The organism is Rhodococcus sp. AH-ZY2, from assembly GCF_030916465.1.
Classification (GTDB): domain Bacteria; phylum Actinomycetota; class Actinomycetes; order Mycobacteriales; family Mycobacteriaceae; genus Rhodococcus; species Rhodococcus ruber.
The window spans coordinates 1,277,173-1,295,342 of the sequence record NZ_CP126458.1 but is presented as its reverse complement, the minus strand read 5'-3'; the positions used below and the strand labels follow the sequence as shown (position 1 = coordinate 1,295,342).

Below are 18,170 nucleotides of genomic sequence, written 5' to 3'. Positions count from 1 at the left end.
TCTCTTTTCATCGTGCGAGATTCCGCGGGGCAGTGTCAGTGCGGCCGATTCCGAGCAGCGCCTTGCTGCCTCATTCCTATTTGCAGGGGTCCGGGGATGTCTTCCCATGTCCACGTTGTCTACTAGGTCAACGATCGCCGTCTCAGGCGAGTAGCTAGAGGAACGCACAGATTCGATCGTCGCTTCTGCGCGCGGCTCAGCGATCTCCCACTCTTGTTCCCGCGACGTTGCCATCCTATTCCTTCCGGACCGCGCTCGAATTCCGTATGCACAGTAGTCGTCAGGACTGTGGCACTCGTTACTTACCCGGTCTATCGCTGTCGGCGTGTCGTGCTGCCCGAGTCACAACCGCGCGCTGTCAACAGCGGACGAACCGTTCCGGGGCGACACGCGAACCGTCGTGCGCCATGGGAAGTGGGCCAGAACCCGATCCATTACCCCGTAGCGGAAACTTGAGCCTTGGTTCTAGTTCCTCCGGGCTGGCCGCGGGGACACGGCCGAGGTCTCGGACCTTGGGCCGGTAGGAGTCACCTCTGAGCGCAACGACGTCGACGTGGTGGACGAGTCGGTCGATCATCGCGGCGGCGACGATGTCGTCGCCGAAATCCTCGCCCCAGCGGCCGAACGGCTTGTTGGAGGTCACCACCCAGCGAAGCGCGTTCACAACGGGACGAGACGAGTTGGAAGAACAGGCTGGGGCCTTGGGTTCGAACGGGATGTAGCCGATCTCGTCGATGACCAGCAGTGGGTAGCGGCCCAGGCGGACGAGTTCGTCCTACAGCCGGCCGTGGTGGTGCGCATCGGCCACTCGGGCGACCCATTCGGCGGCGGTGGCGAACAAGGTGCGGCGACCGGCCTGACATGCCCGGATCCCCAGTCTGATAGCCAGATGGGTCTTGCCGGTGCCCGGTGGTCCGAGGTAGACCAGGTTGTCCCTGGCGGCGACGAGATCCAAGGTTCCCAGATGCGCAATCACGTCCCGGCGGCAGCCCGCGGGCGTACTCGAAGTCGAACTCCTCGAGGCTCTTGCGGGCCGGGAACTGGGCGGTGCGGATGCGTCTGTCCCCATCGTAGGCCTCGCGGGCGGCGACCTCCGTTGCAGGCAGGCGACGAGGAATTCGAGGTGGCTCCAGAAGTCGGTGCGGGCGCGTTCGACGAGCGGGTCGACCGAGTCCCGTAGCGTCGGGGCCTTCAAGGCGCGGGTGCGATAGATAATCTCGACGGTCAACTCCACTGCGGTGCGGGCGTAGGGCGCATCACATCGTTCCTTCCTCGAGTTCGAACACCGCGTCGTAGTCGGTCAGTTGACGCTGCTCGACCCGGGTCGGTGACCACCGCCAGGCCGTGTTTCAAGAGTGGGAGATCACCAGGCTGTTCAGGCGTAGAGGTGTGTCGTGAGCACTGAATAAGCGGGGTCTCCGGTAGAGGGTTTATCGACCAAGAGAAACCTGAATACCGGAGACCTCGTGACCAGCGTAGCGGTGACGGGCCGAGCGGACCTGACCGACGCGCAGTGGGCGGTGCTCGAAGCACTGCTGCCGCGCCCGATCAGGCCGGGACGGCCCTGTGTGTGGACGAAACGCCAGCTCATCGACGGTATCCGCTGGCGCACCCGCGTCGGCGCCCCGTGGCGCGACGTCCCGACCCGGTACGGGCCCTGGCAGACGGTGTACGGGCTGTTCCGCCGCTGGCAACGCGCCGGGTGTGGGCACAGATCCTGACCGCGCTGCAATCGTTGACCGACGCCGCCGGCCGGATCGTGTGAGATGTCAGCGTCGACTCGACCGTCGTGCGCGCCCACCAGCACGCGGCCGGTGCCCGCCGGTCGCTGCAGCTCGAACCGGCCGGCGGCGTCGAAACCGAACCCGACGACCATGCTCTCGGGCGCTCGCGCGGTGGGTGGAGCACCAAGCTGCATCTGGGCTGTGAGCAGGACCGCCGGCCGCTGGCGGTGCTGCTCACTCCCGGTCAGCACGGCGACAGTCCGCAGTTCACCGCGGTACTCGAGCGGATCCGGGTGCCGCGGCTCGGATCGGGTCGGGCCCGCACCCGGCCGGTGCGGGTGCGGGCGGACAAGGCCTACAGTTCCCGCGCCAACCGCTCCTACCTGCGTCGACGTGGCATCAGAGCGACGATCGCGATCCCGTCCGATCAGCTCGCGCACCGCCGCAGACGAGGCTCGCGAGGTGGACGTCCCCCAGCGTTCGACCGTCAGGTGTAACGGCAGCGGCACGCGGTCGAGTGCGGCATCAACCAGCTCAAACAGCACTGGGCGATGGCGAGCCGCTACGACAAGCTCGCCGTACGTTATCTGGCCACCGTCCACGTCGCCGCCCTCAACCAGTGGCTATGAATCAGCGGACATTTGAAACACGCCCTAGGCGCTGGCGCAGGGCGTTCGCCACGGCGGCGAGGACGGGCTCCGTCAACGATTGGTGCTTGGCCCAGCAGCGGGGTGGTGGGCACCGGCCCGAGGAGGACCGAACACCTCCCACCAGCCACGAACAGGTCCTCGGCGATCCGGGACGGGATCAGCCGGGCGATCAGCGTGCGTGAATAGCCGGCGACCATCACCAGCACCGGCAACTCGGTAGCGGTGCGGTGCTGACGGCATCCGAACGGCAGGTTGAGGTCCCGAATTTACCACCAGGCACTGCGTGCAAGGGGTTCCCTCAGGTCGCACCGGCCGGTCTCACCCGGCAGATGCCCTGTGCGCGGAGCCGCATCCGGCGGCAGGGGGAGGCGCAGGCCCCAGCTCTCGGGCCCGATCCGCAGGATCTGGATGGCTCTCGGGACTTGACCCAAAAGTCTTACTCTCGTACCAGACGCTCCTGAGGGGCTACACAGTGCCCGCCATCACTGATGATCCAGTACATCCGGCCACCGCATGCACTTAACTCACCTCATAGCACCTCACAGCACGCTGCCATGAGCCCTGTCGGACTCCCCCACTATCGTAAGTGCGTGATTGACCGACCCAGCACCACCCGCAAGCCCCAGTCGTATGGCGTCAAGCTCGTACGGGGTCCATTCTTGAGCCTTCCGCCCCATGCTGATCATTGCGAAGACGAAGCGACCTTCCTAGAGTACGCAGCTCGCATAAGGGAATCTGGAACACCGCTTGCTGCAGATCTGTTCAGCGGTGCTGGTGGCCTCAGTCTTGGATTGGAGGATGCTGGATTCCGAGTTGTTCTCTCGGTCGATCATGACAAGTCCGCGATACGGACACACCGTCACCACTTCGGAGGCATGTCCGTGGGCTGGGATTTGAGCGACCCGGACGTAGTTGCCCGAGTGGGAAACCTGATGAGCACCGCCCAGATCGACCTACTCGCGGGCGGACCACCGTGCCAACCGTTCTCCAAAGCTGGTCGATCCATGATCCGGTACCGGGTTCAAGCCGGAGAACGGGATCCCTGAACCATCCCGGGTCTCATGCACACACTGTCATTTGTGTGCGACCGGTTGATCGGCACCGTGTTCAGCGTAGTACTTGGCTTCGTACTCGGCCGGTGGGATCCGCCCGAGACGATGCATGAGCCGGCCGGTGTTATACCAATGCACCCACGCCGAGGTGGCCTCCTCGACGTCACCGATGGTGCGCAGCGGCCCCTTGCGGAACGGGGAATCATCGGCGACGCACTCGGCCTTGTAGAGCCCGATCGTCGTCTCCGCGAGGGCGTTGTCGTAGGCGTCACCTACCGACCCGATCGACGGCCGAAGTCCTTGCAGGAACAGGGTTTCCCCGAAGCGCAGAGCCGTATATTGAGAGCCCGCATCCGAGTGGTGAATAGTCCTCTCGCGCAACGGATTGCCTTGCATCGACCGCAGCATGCAGGCCTGATTCACCGCCCGCTCTACGAACGCGGTTTCCTTCGACGTCGACACCTCCCAACCGACGATCGTGCCGGCGAACGCATCGATCACGAACGCGGTGTACGCGAAGCAGGGCACCATCCGCACGTACGTGAAGTCGGCGACATAGAGCGCATCGGGCCGGTCGACCCGGAAGTTCCGGTCGACCAGGTCCGGTGGCCGCGGCGCCGACGGCTCCGCGATCGTGGTGCGGACCCTCTTCGCCCGGGTGGCGCCGCGCCACCCGCCCACGCGCATCAGCCGCTCCACGGTGCAGCGGGCCACCTCGATGCCCTGACGCCGCAGGTGGGCCCACATCTTCAGCGAGCCGTACAACGACTCCGGTTTGCGTCTGCCGTACTCGTCCCGCTCGACGTAGTACGAGGCCAGCACCGCGGTGATGGTGGCGTCCCACAAGGCGCGCTTCGACAGCGGGCGCGCCAGCCAGGCGTAGAAGGTTCTCGGGGCGATCGTGCACCCGTGCTCGGTGAGCACGCGGCAGATCGGTACGACCCCGAACTGATCGCGGTGTTCGGCGATGAATCGGCAGATCACTTGCGTGGCGGGTCGCACTCCCGCGCGAAGAAAGATGTTGCGGCTTTGAGTATTTCGATGGTCTTTTCGAGCTCGGCGTTCTTCCGGCGCAATGCCCGCAGTTCGATCTCCGCCTCGGACGCCGACGCGGCATGGGTGCCGTCACCCGCCGCTTCGGCCTTGCGGACCCACACCCGTACGGTCTCCGTCTTCAGTGACATCCGTTCGGCGATTGTGCGGATCGCCTCGTACTCCGAGGCGTAGTCACCACGGTGCTCGAGGACCAGGCGCACGGCCTTCTCCCGTACCTCGGCTGGATAGACATTCGGCATAAGGTTCACCTTCCCAAGAAAGAAGGTGTGCATCAAACCCGGGACGATTCACCCCACGATGAACGCAGAGACTTGTGGCGCTCATTCCTTGAAGTGGTACAGATCGCCATGCCGAGAGCTGTCGTCATGGAGAACGTTCCAGACATGGCTCTTGATCGAGAAATGTTCATTCTTCGAAGCATGGTGGAGGAACTGGAACAGCTTGGATACAGCGTCGAGGAGCGAGTGATTGACACTTGGCGGTATGGCGTACCCCAGTTCCGCCAGAGGCTCATCTTGGTCGCGCTCCGAAACGGCCTCCGATTCAAGTGGCCGGCAGAGTCTGAGGAGAAGGTAACGGTCTGGAATGCAATCGGCGATATGCCAGAGGTGGAAGGCGGTTGGCGCCCAGACGGCGGCGAGTACGGATGGGCCGACTATGAGGGACCAATAACAAAGTTCCAAGTCGAGATGCGACGAGGAGTGAGCCAAGAAAACTCGCGAAAACTCTTTGACCACATCACACGTCCTGTAAGGGATGACGATCGCGAAGCCTTTGAGAGCATGACCCACGCGACAAAGTACACCGACTTGGCCGAGAGACATCAGCGGTACCGAAACGACATATTTGACGACAAATACAAGCGGTTGAACGAAAATGATCTATCTCGCACAATTACCGCCCATATCGCGAAGGATGGGTATTGGTATATTCACCCCCGACAGAATCGAACCCTCACGGTCCGCGAGGCGGCGCGCCTCCAAACTTTTCCGGATCATTTTCGATTCGACGGCCCTCCCTCTGCCGCATTCCGGCAAATTGGGAATGCAGTTCCGCCTCGTCTAGGGCATGTCCTAGGCGAGGCAATCCGCGCGTCGTTGGAGGATAACACTGCTGCCGCCATCTCAACTCGGGACACCGCGAGCCTTCTGGCCGCTTGGTTCCAAAGCAGGCAGCGAAACCTGGCCATCCCATGGCTGAGGGCCGAGATACGATTTCAATTCGTAGCGGCCGAGATCCTCTTGGAGCGCGGATCGCCCACAGCAATTCGATCTATGTGGCCGCTCATCAAGAAGCTCGGTGCCCCTAAGGATTGGGATGCACGAAGCACTTCCTCAATTGTCGAAATTCTTGTCGACATGGCGAATGGCATAGGACGGAACCAACGAGCGCAGGTCTTGGTCGGACTTGTGCGTCACTTGATGAATTCGCCCTACGCACTCGACGGGCCGGATTTAAGTAGCGACAGCGCTCCAGGACTGTCTACAACTGTTGCAAACCTTGCACTGCTAGCGACTGCGACGGCCCCCGATGGCAAAAGTCTCTCTCAGACCGAATCCGAGGAGCCCGTTCTCGTCACCAAGGGTGTACTTCGGGTAGCTAGCCGCTTTCAGGCGACGGCTGTCGATCGTCGCAATAAGTTGACTGATGGACGACTAGCAATTGCGCGTATGGTTGGGCTCAGCCCCAACTCCAGAGATGCACAAAAGGGACTGATTGAACTAGCTAATAGTCTCTGCAAACCGGAGGCTCCCCTCTGCACTGAATGCCCACTGGTCGATCATTGCGCAAAAGACGGCGTTGAGGATCTCCTAGACCGATTGCTCTAGAGCCCTAGGGTGGTCGCAATCTCGGGCATGTCCTCTCTAAGTTGCGTAATAATCCTCCGAAGAGCTGGATACTCGCCCACTTGAGCGGCTGCCGACTTCAGCGCCAGTCCCACATCGGGCATCGAAGCAGTAATTTGTCCTGGAGGGCGAGAATCGATTACTCTATCGCCTTGCCGCTTGGAGGTCTTCCGATACGCATCGTCCGCGAGCAAACATAGTTCATTTATTGGGCGCTCAAGCATGTGGCGTAGTTGAGCAGGAACAGCGACACGCATCTTGGCAACATTAATATTGAAAGCCTCGTCCAAGTCTGTATCAAAGTCTAAGCTTGCGCGAGCAAGCTTAGTATGTTCGTCAATCGCTCGAATTCCCGACCAGCCACCCCACTGAACGAGCCGATCTGCCCGATATGTATACAGGCCCTGCTGCCGGTTCCATTTCAAAGGACCCGACAACCGATCGAATTCGGCCTGCGAACTGAACCGATCCCGCCCAGGGAGGACATAACGACGAAGCGTCACCCAGCCCGAAGTTTCTCCACGCACAATCTCAAAGCGCTGGACCGGCAATTCTTTGGTATATTTCTCCTCCAGTGCAAACGGATCCCATGCCTCCAATTTCTTGCCATTTATTGTAATTACGAGTTCTCCAGCCTTTGGGTCGCAGGAGAGAAACCGGTGAAACACCATGGCAAGATGCTCTTCCGTCTTCTTAACTAAGTTTTCCATCCGCCGCTTAGCCCACCCCCCCGAAGCATTTTTCTCAGGTAGGACGCGGTCGAGGTTTTCCCAGACAACAACGGTACCCCGAGACTCTTCAAGCATCCGCCGCGCTCGGGAAATGGCCTCGGTCCGCTGCGGATCAATGACCAACCAATCGTCGAACTCAATTACCAGATCTAGATCCAACTGACGGGCATGAATCAGTTTCTTATCTTGCGCACGTCTGGTTACCACTGTCAGGCACCGCCCCTGAGAAAGCGATGCGGTCTTCAAGCCCAAACCATACCGTCCGAGATCGCCAACCCCGTAATCGCGACGGCTACCGAAGCGGAGCGCTTCCAGCAACCCATTCGGCGTCATTCCCATCCCATCGTCCGCGACAAATACGCGCGAGTCCTCACCGTCAAATTCGATGAGAATATCGATTCGCGATGCACCTGCCGTAATGCTGTTGTCGACCAAGTCGGCCACGGCGGCACTGAAGTCGTATCCGATGTCACGCAGAGACGCTGTAAGACGCGCTGCCGACGGGGTCACGCTGAACGTTGATTTACTCACCGGGTTCCTCTCCACCTACCTGCCATCCCCAGGATCTCATACAGCGTCAAGTCGTATGAGCAGGTCACCGAATGCGGTTCCGGCGTTCCTCCCAGATCGAACGAAGCGTATCGGCAGCATCTGACGGCTCATCATGCTCCCACACATGGACGGGCAACCAGCCAGGGGCTCGCAAGGCGTCATCCTTGGCTCGATCGCGGACGACGTTCGCTTCCAGCTTCGCCGCCCACCAGTCTCGGTTGTTCTTCGGCAAGGTCCCGTGATCTGGGCAGTAATGCCAGAAGCACCCGTCGACAAATACTGCGATCCGAGCTCGAGGGAACACGATATCGGGTCGACCAGGGAGCTCTGTGCCATGGATCCGAAACCGTAAGCCCCTTTGATGGAGCGCACGGCGGAGTTGCACTTCCGGATTAGTATCCCTCCGAGGCATCTTCTGCATCTGCGTTCGGACGTGCGGGTTCAGCGGAGAAGGCGTTCGAGTAGGATTCTCCCGGTTCTCATCCACGGCGACGAATGCCCTTCACGTATCGCAAGCGGTGCCCATATATGGTTGCTCGACGCACTTGCACCGGGGATAACGCTGGTTTCTTTCACGGTACAAGTCTGCGCCGACGGCGCGTCGCCCCAGACTCCATGGCAACCTGCGCGCTCCGACGGAGCACCGTGTGCAAGACGCCGGCACATGGTGGACCATCAAACCCTCCAAGGACCGAGCCCCCGGATACGTGACGTCAACCACGAGATGAGGCTGATGTCGACGGCATCGAACTTTTTGTGACATTGCTTTGGGTTCCTCAGTGGAAACACGGACGCCACAGTAAAGGAAATCTCTCAGTCATCCACGGCAACTTCGTACATCACCGCCAGCTCAGCCAAGTCGTCGTCGTACCCCTGCCCCACCGCGCGCAGCCGCCACTTCCCCGCCCGCCGATAGATCTCGGTGAGGACCATTGTCCGTTCGGTGGTCCCTGCGTCGAGCACGAACGTCGCCGCCGTGTCGTCCTCACCGTCCACGCTCACCGACACCGCACCCAGATCACCGAAGGTGCGTTCGCCGTCGATGGCTGCGGCGATCGCGATGCGCGCGCATTCGTCGGGCAGTGCGGCGAGGTCGAGCCGTACGCTCTGTTCGCTGCTGCCGTCGATGGACAGCCCGACTGCGCCGTCCTCGGAGGTGGGGTTGTTGTAGAAGACGAAGTCGTCGTCGCTGTCGACCTTTTCGTCCTCCCCCAGCAGGAAAGCGACGACGTCCACGTCGAAGTCGTCCGTCTCGGCGCGCCAGGCGACGTTGACCGTCCACGACATCTTTCGTGCCGGCAGGTCGATGACCTCGCCTCGTGCGAGCGCCGGCGCCGAGATGCGGGCCTCGATCCGCATGTGCGGCGGCACAACGCCCTTCTCCACCGCGGCGCTGACGTCCGTCTTGGTCAGAACAGGGAGCTCGCGCGCGGTGATGCGTGGCATGCGCCGGTCGCTGTCGCCACCTTCGAGCATCAGCACGTCCGTGACGGCGGCGGTGAGGTTGAGTGAGGGGCGTGCGCCGAGCTGGACGAGTCGGGACCGCATGAGCACGGCGTCGAGATGGGTACCGCCGAGGAGCAGCACTCGTCGACCCTGCCACAGCTTCGGTTTCTGACCCGTGAGCATCCGCTCCGGAAGGCTCGGAGCAACGGACTCAGCAGTCTCCGGCTGCGGCGGAGGTTCGATCACCGGCTCGGCAGGGGGCGCGGCCACCTCGACCACGGGACGCGTCTTCGGTTCGCCGGGCAATACCCGGGTGAGCATGTCCTCAAGCTGCCGTTCGGTGACGACGGGAATGCCCTCGGCCATCGCCTTGCGGATCTTGCCCGTCTGTACGCCGGGGTCGTTGCACACGACCACGCTCGTCTGGCGACTGACGGAGTTCATCACGTCGAGGCCGGCGTCGGTCATCCGGCCGGCGAGTGGGACCCGCGGCGTGGTGGTGTGGCCGGTGATCACCACCTTCATTCCCTGCACCAGACCGACGTCGAGCGACAGCCGTCCGGGATTCTTCCACTCGCACGGCACGCGCGGCACGGAGTCCGGGTACGCCGACCTGCGACTGAGGCAGTCGACCACTGGCAGCGGGAGCTGCAGGCTCTCGGCGAGCGAAGCGCTGCGCACAAAGACCTCGCTGAGGACGCGGGCGTCGTCGTAGGCGTCGTGCTCGAGCAACTGCTGGACCTGCCAGTGCGCGGCCAGGGTCGAGAGCTTGTGATCGGCCACGTCCAACTCGAGCCGCCTCGACAGGGCGAGAGTGCACAGCCGGTGTTTGACCGGGATCTCGGCTCCAGCGCGCCGAAACTCAGCGTCGAGGAATCCGTAGTCGAAGGCCGCGTTGTGGGCGACGATCGTCCCGCCGGCCAGCACCTCGGCGAGCTCACCGGCGATCTGCTCGAAGCGCGGGGCACCGGCGAGCCGTTCGCGCGTCAACCGGTGCACGTGAACCGGGCCGGGGTCGCAACCCGGATCGACGAGCGTCGAGTACTCCTGCTCGACGCGGCCGTCCTCCCCCAACACCAGTGCGGCGACGCTGAGGACCCGATGTGAATAGGCGCGCAGGCCGGAGGTCTCGACGTCGACGACCACCCAGCGATGACCCTTCGGCAGCGTCCGCGAACCCGACGCGTGCGACAGCGTGTCGATCACCTGCACCTGCTCTACCTCCGACTGTTCTGCTGCCGGCCCCACCGGCGCACCCGAACATAGTGACTGATGCTCACGACACCGCCGACCGCGCCACGCCGAACGCGCCTGCCTTGAACCCGTGCCGGGCAGTACCGTTCCAGCCAGGGCACAGCCACTCGAAGGCAAGATCGCCCTGGTCGCCGGCGCCACCCGCGGCGCCGGCCGCGGGACCGCAGTCGCTCTCGGCGAGGCCGGCGCGACGGTCTACTGCACGGGCCGCACCACCCGCGAGCGCCGCTCCGAGTACGACCGGCCGGAGACCATCGAGGAGACCGCCGAGCTGGTGACGGCCGCGGGCGGGGTCGGCGTTCCCGTCGCCGTCGACCACCTCGATCCCGAGCAGGTGCGACGGCTCGTGCAGCGCATCGACGACGAGCACCGCCGCCTCGACGTCCTGGTCAACGACATCTGGGGCGGCGAGAAGCTGATCGAGTGGGAGACGCCGTTGTGGGAGCACGACCTCGCTGGCGGACTACGGATGGTGCATCTCTCGGTCGACACGCACCTGATCACCAGCCACTTCGCGCTGCCGCTTCTGATCCGGAACCCGGGCGGACTCGTCGTCGAGATGACCGACGGGACAGCCGAGTACAACGCGAAGAACTTTCGGCTTTCGGTGTTCTACGACCTCGTCAAGTCCTCGATGCTTCGTCTTGCGTTCTCGCAGGCGAAGGAGCTGGCGCCGCACGGGTGCACGGCCATCGCGCTGACTCCCGGCTGGATGCGGTCGGAGATGATGCTCGAGCACTTCGGGGTCACGGAGGAGAACTGGCGCGATGCCGCCGTGCCGCACTTCGTCGCGATTTCCGAGTCGCCGCGGTTCGTCGGGCGAGCGGTCGCGGCGCTGGCCGCCGATCCGGATGTGCATCGCCGCAACGGAGGGTCCTTTTCGTCGGGCGGTCTGGCGCGCGAGTACGGCTTCACCGACGTCGACGGGTCGCAGCCCGACTGCTGGCGCTACATGGTGGAGGTTCAAGATCCGGGTCTGCCCGCGGATGCGACCGGGTATCGGTGACTGCGACACGCCGATAGAGCGACTACCGCTCGCCCACAATGCATTCCACACAATCAATATGAATTGATTGACGCGTCCGCAGCACGATGCCACCATGTGTCATCCCCCGCGCCCGCGAGGGTCACAACTGAAGAAGGCCCGCCAGGAGCGGCAACTCCCGACGGGCCGGATGTCCGACTATGTAGGAGTCGAACGTGGGTCAGAATACCCTCGTCGGAGGCGTGCGCCGCGCGCCGCGCCCGACGAGCAACTACACCGTCGTCCGCAACGAGACGATCGGCAACAAGGTCCTCTCCTTCCGCGCCCGCGCGGTCTTGATCTGGCTGCTGTCGAAGCCGGCCGACTGGCGCATCCGCTCCGACGCGATCGCCGCGGAATCACCGTCCGAGGGCCGCGACGCCATCCGGTCCGCGATGCGGGAACTGGCTGCGCACGGCCACCTCGTCACCGAGCGTCGCCAGAACGAGCACGGCCAGTGGATCACCGTCCAGACCGTCTACGAAGTACCGGTCCGGCCCGAGCCGGGGCCTGGAAATCCGAACCCCGGCGAGCCGGACACCGGACAACCCGGCGCTGAACAAAGTACTGAAGACCAAGAGACTGAAACAAACCCCTCACCGGCCGCCGAGCCGACGGCCCCACCCGCGCGGCAACGAGGGGTGAGCAGCATTCCGGAGAAGAAGCAGATCGACGAGCTCGCGACCGCATGCCGCGCCGGCGGCCTGACCGCGACGTTCGACTATCTGCCCGCCGCGGCGCGCTCCCAGATTGCCGCGCTGATCGACTCCCACGGAATCCCGCGCCTGGTCGCGGCGGCACGAGCGGCGCATCGACCGAACAATCTGACGCGCTTCGCGCACGCGTGGATCCCGCTGTGGCAGTCGTTGCCCCTGCCCCGCGCTCCTCTGCCGCCCCGATGCGGCCGGTGCGACGAGTACGGCTGGTTGCCCGACGACCCGCACGGCCGCGCCGTGCGGTGCCCGTGCCGTCGCACCGAACACCCGCTTGCCGCGTGAGCATCCGTCGGCGGCGAGCGGTAGCATCTGCGGAAATTGTTCCGTGACCACCGAGGTCGGAGGCCCATGTCCCGCAAGCGCTCAGGGTCGAGTCACGGATCCTCCTCTCAGCCGCTGCCAGACAACGTCGTGTCGTTGGCCGAGCGTCGCCGCCCGGCGGGCACACCGGGCGAGCAGTACCGCGCATTGGCGCCGGCGTTCGCCGGGTGGCTCGTGGAGAACGCCGTCTGCCCGCCGAATCGGCTGGAGCCGCTCGTGGTGAGCGTCGCGAATGCGATCGACGCACTGTCGCAGGCGAATCCGGGATTCGTAGCCACACACTGGCGCAGCCGCGACGTGGACCACCTGCTCGAGCGTGTGCTGACCAGCGACCTCGTCGAGGACGACGACGAGACGCGGGCGCACATCGCCAGGGATGCCACCGCCTTCCTGCGGTTCCTCGAGGCAACGAACCGGTGGACCGGCACTGACGAGGACCTCGGGTACGGCCTGTCCACGCTCGTGTCCTACGTCGAATCGAAGCTCGCGTCCCTCCCACCGGTCGACGAGTCGCCGGTCGAGCCCGAGGTCGAGCGTGCCGCCTTGACGGCCCTGCCAGTCGTCGCACGGCTCGACGCCCTGCTCGGCTGGATCGGTGAGCGCCGGCCCGTGACCGCGACCGGAGCGCTGAAGCGCGCCTTGGTCATGGAGGCCTTCGACGCCGTCGGCGGCAAGCGCGCGGACCTGGCACCGCGCAAGGTCCAGTCGATGTGGGATCTTCCCGTGCTGGAACAGACCTGGGTCGTTGCAGCCATGGTGGACTTGATCTCGATCGGCAAGACCGTCGTCAAGCCCGGTCCTGCCGCACCGGTGTGGCGGGATCCGGACCGGAATCCGGACGAGTACCTCCCCCTGTGCCGGGACGCGGTGACGCATTCCCTCATCGTGGCCCTCGGTCGGCGCGGCGAGGGGCGCCTCGAGGTGTTCCATTCCGCCCTCGACGAGGCGACCGCCGCCGTCCTGTCCGCCGGCCTCGGCGAGCACCCGCTGCCGTCCGACCCCGAGGAACGCCTGCACGCGCTGTCCGTGCTGTTCCCCGGCATGCCGGTCGAACCGAGCTTCCTCGGCAGCATGCTCGTCGACCGCCTCGACGACCTCGTCGCCGACGGCCTCCTCGACGACGCGGACGGCTACCACGTGCCGACACCGCTCCGTCCTGCCGTGCGGGCCGCCGTGCGCATCCTCCTCGGCGACGCGACACCCGTCGCCATCCACCCACCCGCGCGGTGCACCCTGCGAATCTCGTTGCGCGACAGCGAGCCTGCGGTGTGGCGACGGGTGGTGGTCGACAACTCCCTGAGTCTGCTGCATCTGCACTTCGTCATCCAGAGCTGCTTCGCCTGGGAGGACTACCACCTGCACCAGTTCACGAAGGGCGAGCCGTTCACCCGTGGTCGCGTGTACGTGCCCGACGATCAGGTCGAAGACGAGCTCGCGAACGGTCAGGACGAGGTCGTCGACGAGGGCACGGTGACCATCGGGACGGTGCTGCCGAAGGTAAGCGCGACCCTGACCTACCTGTACGACTACGGCGACGGGTGGACACACGACATCGTCGTCGAGTCCGTCGCCGACTTCGACGCCGAAGCGCCGCGCGCCGCCTGCGTCGACGGGCACGGCGTGGCGCCGGCCGAGGACTCCGGCGGGACCTGGGGCTGGTCGGACATGCTGGCGGCAGCCGACGACCCGAGCCACGAACGCCACGACGAGGTGCGGCAGTGGCTGGGACTGCGGCCGGGTGAGCGCGTCGACCCGGACTGGTTCGACCGCGACGACGCCAACGAGCAGTTGCGCGCCCTATTCGGATAGCGTTGCGGTCGAACGGCTTGCGGGCGAATCGCGCATAATCATTCGAGCGCGCAGCTCTTTTCCCCTATCGGTCGTACACCTTCGGCAGCCGTGGGTGGCGACACGAAAACTTGGGTTCGGTGCCACCCGAGGTACGCCGTGTCGGGCCGATCCGCGCTCGCCGGGAGAATCAACCGGTCGGCCAACGGTGGCTTGCCGAAGGCACGACGCAGCGGTTCGTCTCTCGGCAGTGCGCGTTCGAGGTCGGTTGCGTATGCGATCGAGAGGTCCTCGGACACGGTGAGGAGGCCCGTGTCGAATGCGACATCGTGTGTGGGGCAGGCCGTCAGTCCGTTCAGATGGTCGAGGCGTTCCTTGTCGGTGCTGTCTCGCCACGGCTTGATGTGGCTCGCGGTGAGCAGTCGCGGCCGGCGACGTCCCCCAATTTCGCTCCCCATGCCGCAGAATACGCACCGGTTGCCATGGTTGGTCAGCACTGCCTTGGCGAAGCGGTGCTGACCAATGCGAACGGTCGAGGTGAGCAAACGCTGCGTGATCTCGACCGGCACATCCTGCCGCTCACGCGCCCACTTCTCGACAATGCCCTCGAGTTCCCGCTCGACCTCGCTCTCGACGAGCTCCTCCTGCCCCACCAACCAGAGCGAGCCTCCGTCCTCGAGCTCGAGGAAATCCGGCAGCGCGTCCCGCCCTATGCCCTCGGCGCGTGCCGCCCGAAGAATCCGCAGGTACACGTCCTGCAGCAGGGCACTGTCGGACGTCATGCGCGCCGACACCTCGAGTTCGTGGCGGCCGCCGTGACTGCGCGAGCCGTCGAGGTTGGCCATCTTGGCGAGGATGCTCGACGGCGGCCGCTTGTAGAGGCGGGCGAGGTGCTGGACTGGAAAGCCGGCACGATGCGCGCTGCTGCTGCCGAACCGGCTGTGGTCGACGAGCAACGAGGCACACAGCGACAGGACGACCTCGCTTGGGACGAAGTTCACCTGCCGCTGTCCTCGAAGAACTGGCTGCCGAGCGAGGACCGATCGCCACTGCTCGCGGAGTGCGGCATCGGAGGGATCAAGGAAGTCACCGATGCCGTATGCGCCGCGTCGATTCACCGAAATCGAAACCTCCCCAACCTGTAGTTGCCCCCGATCATGCACCACGTTGATCTTGCGTGACTCCCGGATACCTCTCTGCGCCGAGAGGGCGAACCCGATCACCGGGCTCGTTCCACGTCCGTGTATTCGCGCAACGATCTGTTTGTCGTGTCGCGGATGCGGCACAGCTCCTCACCGTCACCGGCTCCGGTCCACCGGGGTCGTCATCGTTGTAAAGGTCTGGAATGCAGACTCGGCGACCGTCGGCACCTCCACTGATTTCCATGAGTAACAAATGTGCCGAGGGCAAGCGATGTCAGAACGTCGACTTATAGTCGATCGACGCGAGCGGGTCGCTTCGACTCGCTTCATCGGCATCACCGCGCTCGAACTTGCATCCGGAGTTCGACGTGCCGTACCCCCGAGCGGGTGCGGCACGTCCATATCACCAGAAAGGCCGCTGTGACCGCATCGACGAACCCCGACTCTCAGCCACCGAATCAGGGTGAGTTGATCGCAATTGTCGAACATGAGGGCATGCTCGTAGCTGGGGACGAGAACGCCGTCGAGGCGTTCCTGACCAAGCTGCGATTCAACACCGAAGGTGCACTCGACGTGGTCGGCGGCGACGCACAATCGGTGACCGGCGCAGCAGCCCTGGCCTCGGGTCTCGCGGCGATCGGCGCGCAGCACGGTACCTTCGTCCGCCTCGACCCCAAGAGCGTCGAGATGCTCGCGAAGTTCCGCGTCATTCCCGGCGATCCAGGGTTCAATCGAATGACTCTCACCGACGCCGCGGGGAAATTCCGCGGGCAAATGCAATGGCAGCAGGCATCGCTCGCCGGTACTCGGGCCATCTCGATTCAGCTGACGATCGCCACCATGGCGCTGCAGACGGCAATCGCAGAAACCACCAAGGCCGTCGAACGCGTCGAGGGCAAGGTCGAGGCGATTCTGTCGCTGGTGAACGCCTCGATGATCGGTGACGTTCTCGGCCACCATCAGTACCTGCAGCGCACCGTCCGGACTCTCGACGAGACCGGAGCCCTACCAGAGACGGATTGGGATGCCGTTGCGCCGCTCGGACCCACCCTCGAAGTCGTCGTGGAGCGGCTGCGCGCACACATCCGAAAGTCGATCGACAGGTTCGACGCAAGTCTGCCCGTGCAGGACCGCGCCGAAATCCTGCACCGCCTCATGGAGCACAACAAGCTCGGCGAAAGCCTCGAACTCCTCGCGGTCGCCGAACAGTCCCTTTACCTCTGGCAGCGCCTCAGGATCGAGCGAGTCCGCCAGTCCGAGTCCGACCACCTGGAGCTGGCTGTCACGTCGGCTCGTCGGATGCTGGCCGACCACCTCACTGCCGACGGCGAACTGCTGTTGAAGGCACGCACCGAGCTGGCTGCCTACGCCGCCATCAAGCCACTCGAGATCGTGCGCTGGATGTCGACCGCCCAGCTGAAGACCGACATGCTGCAGCTGCGCGAGGACCTGGATTCCTTCGCTGCTGCTCGCCGGGCCGATGTTCAGGGGTGGCAGGACCATGAGGATCCGACCATCGGTGACGCTTTGGGGGAACTCGGCCGCAACTTCAAAGCGATCGGTGGGACCGCTGTGGCGATCGGGAGCCGTGGCCTCGACGCCGGCGCCGCCGGTCTCGGATTCCTTGGGAAGCGCATCAAGCAAGCTACTCAACGAACCCCCGAACTCCAGGACATCGATCCCCCGGGGCATCAGGCCGAATAGGACGCAGGGCATATCGAGACGAAAAGCCCGGCTGGGCAAGGCGCCCTCGGCGCCGGGTGCAGGTCGACCGCCGTCGCTTTCCCAGCTTCGTGGGTTCGGCAGGCCGCACCCGCACCCGCGCCGCAACGAGTGCGTTACAGTTCCCGGGCCAACTGATACCGGGGGGGGATTCATGGCCGAGGGACTTCGTCTGACTCCGCAGACGATCGAGGAGATCGTCGCCATCTGCGACACCATGCTGACGACGCTTCGTGAAGCGGCACGCCATGCAAGCGACCTGACCGATGCACCAAGTTTCGGGGGCTTCAAGTCGGCCGAAGACCTCCGCGCCGGCTTCGTTCGCAAAGCCCGCGGCACACCCGAATCGCTCTACGAACGCCTGGAGCAATTCGAGGCGGTGCTCAGTGGCATGCGAGAAGCGTTCGCCGCCGGCGGTGAGGGATTTCTCGCGGCCGAATACAACTGGGCCACCCGTCTGCACGCCCTGAACCAGGACGAGTTGTGACCGCAGGCCGTACCGGTGTCGCAATCACAGGCGCACTTATTGTGCTGGCAACGCTCTCAGCGTGCACTGCCTCGTCTCCCAACTCGGTCTCCCCAGACGAGGCCCCGAGTGCCCCAACCACAACGACACGAGTGCCGCGCCTGGTGGACGAGTCCGACCGACCTCTCGTCGCCTTCGACCCGTGCCTCGACATCCCCGACGACGTGCTTGCCGCGGCAGGCTATGACCCGAACTCCGAAGACAACGCGGATTTCGCGGCGACCCACTACACGATGCTCGGCTGCTCCTACGACGGCGTCTTGAAGTTTCCCGACGTTGCCGCCTACGGACTGACGGTGAGATCGGCCAACTTCGACTGGGCCATCGAACTCCAAAAGACCGCCGACAACGGCGACGACGTCATCCCATCTGAGATCGCGGGCCGACGCGCACTGCTGAAAACCAACCAGTCCCTCCCCGAACGTTGCGGCTTGAGCATCGAGACGTCCTACGGGGTGCTCATCTTTGCGCAGGTCCTCTTCGGCAAGGGAGGCGCCCGCGTACCAGAAGCGCAATGGTGTACCGGACTCGAAGACACCGCCGAGCGCATCGTCGCCGTCCTCGACGACTTCGAGTCACACACCCGCTGACTCGGTACCCATCTGGCTTCGCCCTGGAA

At 64.3% G+C, this 18,170-nt stretch carries 13 protein-coding genes, 2 pseudogenes and 1 other annotated feature; of the genes and pseudogenes, 9 read left to right on the top strand and 6 right to left on the bottom strand.

What is annotated here, in order from left to right; all coding sequences use genetic code 11:
• Positions 1-358 precede the first annotated feature (358 nt).
• Positions 359-1,234: pseudogene (locus QNA09_RS07020) on the bottom strand (ATP-binding protein).
• A gap of 232 nt (positions 1,235-1,466) precedes the next feature.
• Here QNA09_RS07020 and QNA09_RS07015 point away from each other — a divergent pair.
• Positions 1,467-2,353, top strand: a pseudogene (locus QNA09_RS07015) (IS5 family transposase).
• Positions 2,354-2,862: 509 nt separating this feature from the next.
• Positions 2,863-3,420 carry a DNA cytosine methyltransferase gene (locus tag QNA09_RS07010; RefSeq protein WP_308072356.1) on the top strand — a complete coding sequence of 186 codons (558 nt, stop codon included), beginning with the start codon at positions 2,863-2,865 and terminating at the stop codon, positions 3,418-3,420.
• Between the two features lie 27 nt (positions 3,421-3,447).
• Here QNA09_RS07010 and QNA09_RS07005 read toward each other — a convergent pair.
• A protein-coding gene (locus QNA09_RS07005) for an IS3 family transposase (RefSeq protein WP_119699219.1) occupies positions 3,448-4,721 on the bottom strand; the annotation gives its coding sequence in 2 pieces (ribosomal slippage) (positions 3,448-4,445 and positions 4,445-4,721; 1,275 coding nt in all).
• Positions 4,318-4,449 (bottom strand) — a sequence feature (AL1L pseudoknot). Its footprint overlaps the gene before it by 132 nt.
• Here QNA09_RS07005 and dcm point away from each other — a divergent pair.
• Positions 4,662-6,311 carry a DNA (cytosine-5-)-methyltransferase gene (dcm, locus tag QNA09_RS07000; RefSeq protein ID WP_308072355.1) on the top strand — a complete coding sequence of 550 codons (1,650 nt, stop codon included), beginning with the start codon at positions 4,662-4,664 and terminating at the stop codon, positions 6,309-6,311. The genes QNA09_RS07005 and dcm overlap by 60 nt on opposite strands.
• Here the strand turns inward: dcm and QNA09_RS06995 are convergent.
• The 3 genes from QNA09_RS06995 to QNA09_RS06985 all read right to left on the bottom strand — a co-directional run bounded on the left by QNA09_RS06995 (position 6,308) and on the right by QNA09_RS06985 (position 10,270).
• Positions 6,308-7,591 carry an ATP-binding protein gene (locus QNA09_RS06995; RefSeq protein ID WP_308072353.1) on the bottom strand — a complete coding sequence of 428 codons (1,284 nt, stop codon included), beginning with the start codon at positions 7,589-7,591 and terminating at the stop codon, positions 6,308-6,310. The two genes, dcm and QNA09_RS06995, sit on opposite strands and share 4 nt — an antisense overlap.
• Positions 7,592-7,655: 64 nt before the next feature.
• Positions 7,656-8,033 (bottom strand): very short patch repair endonuclease, encoded by a 378-nt coding sequence (locus QNA09_RS06990; RefSeq protein ID WP_308072351.1) that lies wholly within the window; start codon positions 8,031-8,033, stop codon positions 7,656-7,658.
• A gap of 392 nt (positions 8,034-8,425) precedes the next feature.
• On the bottom strand, positions 8,426-10,270 hold the full coding sequence (locus QNA09_RS06985) for a TerD family protein (protein ID WP_308072466.1): 1,845 nt from the start codon (positions 10,268-10,270) through the stop codon (positions 8,426-8,428).
• Positions 10,271-10,382: 112 nt separating this feature from the next.
• On the opposite strand from QNA09_RS06985, the gene QNA09_RS06980 reads away from it, so the two are divergent.
• The 3 genes from QNA09_RS06980 (at position 10,383) to QNA09_RS06970 (ending at position 14,182) form a co-directional block, all read left to right on the top strand.
• Positions 10,383-11,318, top strand: a complete 936-nt coding sequence (locus QNA09_RS06980; protein WP_308072350.1) for an SDR family oxidoreductase — start codon at positions 10,383-10,385, stop codon at positions 11,316-11,318.
• 221 nt (positions 11,319-11,539) lie between these two features.
• Entirely contained in the window at positions 11,540-12,334 is a 795-nt protein-coding gene (locus QNA09_RS06975; RefSeq protein ID WP_308072465.1) for a replication protein, read from the top strand.
• Between the two features lie 129 nt (positions 12,335-12,463).
• The gene (locus tag QNA09_RS06970) at positions 12,464-14,182 is read left to right on the top strand and encodes a plasmid pRiA4b ORF-3 family protein (protein WP_308072348.1); all 1,719 of its coding nucleotides are present in this window, start codon (positions 12,464-12,466) and stop codon (positions 14,180-14,182) included.
• Between the two features lie 38 nt (positions 14,183-14,220).
• On the opposite strand, the gene QNA09_RS06965 is transcribed toward QNA09_RS06970, so the two are convergent.
• Positions 14,221-15,384 carry an HNH endonuclease gene (locus tag QNA09_RS06965; protein WP_308072347.1) on the bottom strand — a complete coding sequence of 388 codons (1,164 nt, stop codon included), beginning with the start codon at positions 15,382-15,384 and terminating at the stop codon, positions 14,221-14,223.
• 339 nt (positions 15,385-15,723) lie between these two features.
• On the opposite strand from QNA09_RS06965, the gene QNA09_RS06960 reads away from it, so the two are divergent.
• From QNA09_RS06960 to QNA09_RS06950, 3 genes are all read left to right on the top strand, one after another.
• The gene (locus tag QNA09_RS06960; RefSeq protein WP_052455379.1) at positions 15,724-17,007 is read left to right on the top strand and encodes a hypothetical protein; all 1,284 of its coding nucleotides are present in this window, start codon (positions 15,724-15,726) and stop codon (positions 17,005-17,007) included.
• Positions 17,008-17,179: 172 nt separating this feature from the next.
• Positions 17,180-17,512, top strand: coding sequence for a hypothetical protein (locus QNA09_RS06955; RefSeq protein ID WP_010592283.1), 333 nt, complete (start codon positions 17,180-17,182; stop codon positions 17,510-17,512).
• The gene (locus tag QNA09_RS06950) at positions 17,509-18,141 is read left to right on the top strand and encodes a DUF3558 domain-containing protein (RefSeq protein WP_308072346.1); all 633 of its coding nucleotides are present in this window, start codon (positions 17,509-17,511) and stop codon (positions 18,139-18,141) included. The genes QNA09_RS06955 and QNA09_RS06950 overlap by 4 nt, the downstream gene beginning before the upstream one ends.
• The last annotated feature ends 29 nt before the right edge of the window (positions 18,142-18,170 follow it).

Coding starts and splice junctions, on each gene's coding strand:
- QNA09_RS07010 (WP_308072356.1), top strand. CDS start 2,863: ATGATCCAGTACATCCGGCCACCGCATGCACTTAACTCACCTCATAGC.
- QNA09_RS06990 (WP_308072351.1), bottom strand. CDS start 8,033: ATGCAGAAGATGCCTCGGAGGGATACTAATCCGGAAGTGCAACTCCGC.
- QNA09_RS06955 (WP_010592283.1), top strand. CDS start 17,180: ATGGCCGAGGGACTTCGTCTGACTCCGCAGACGATCGAGGAGATCGTC.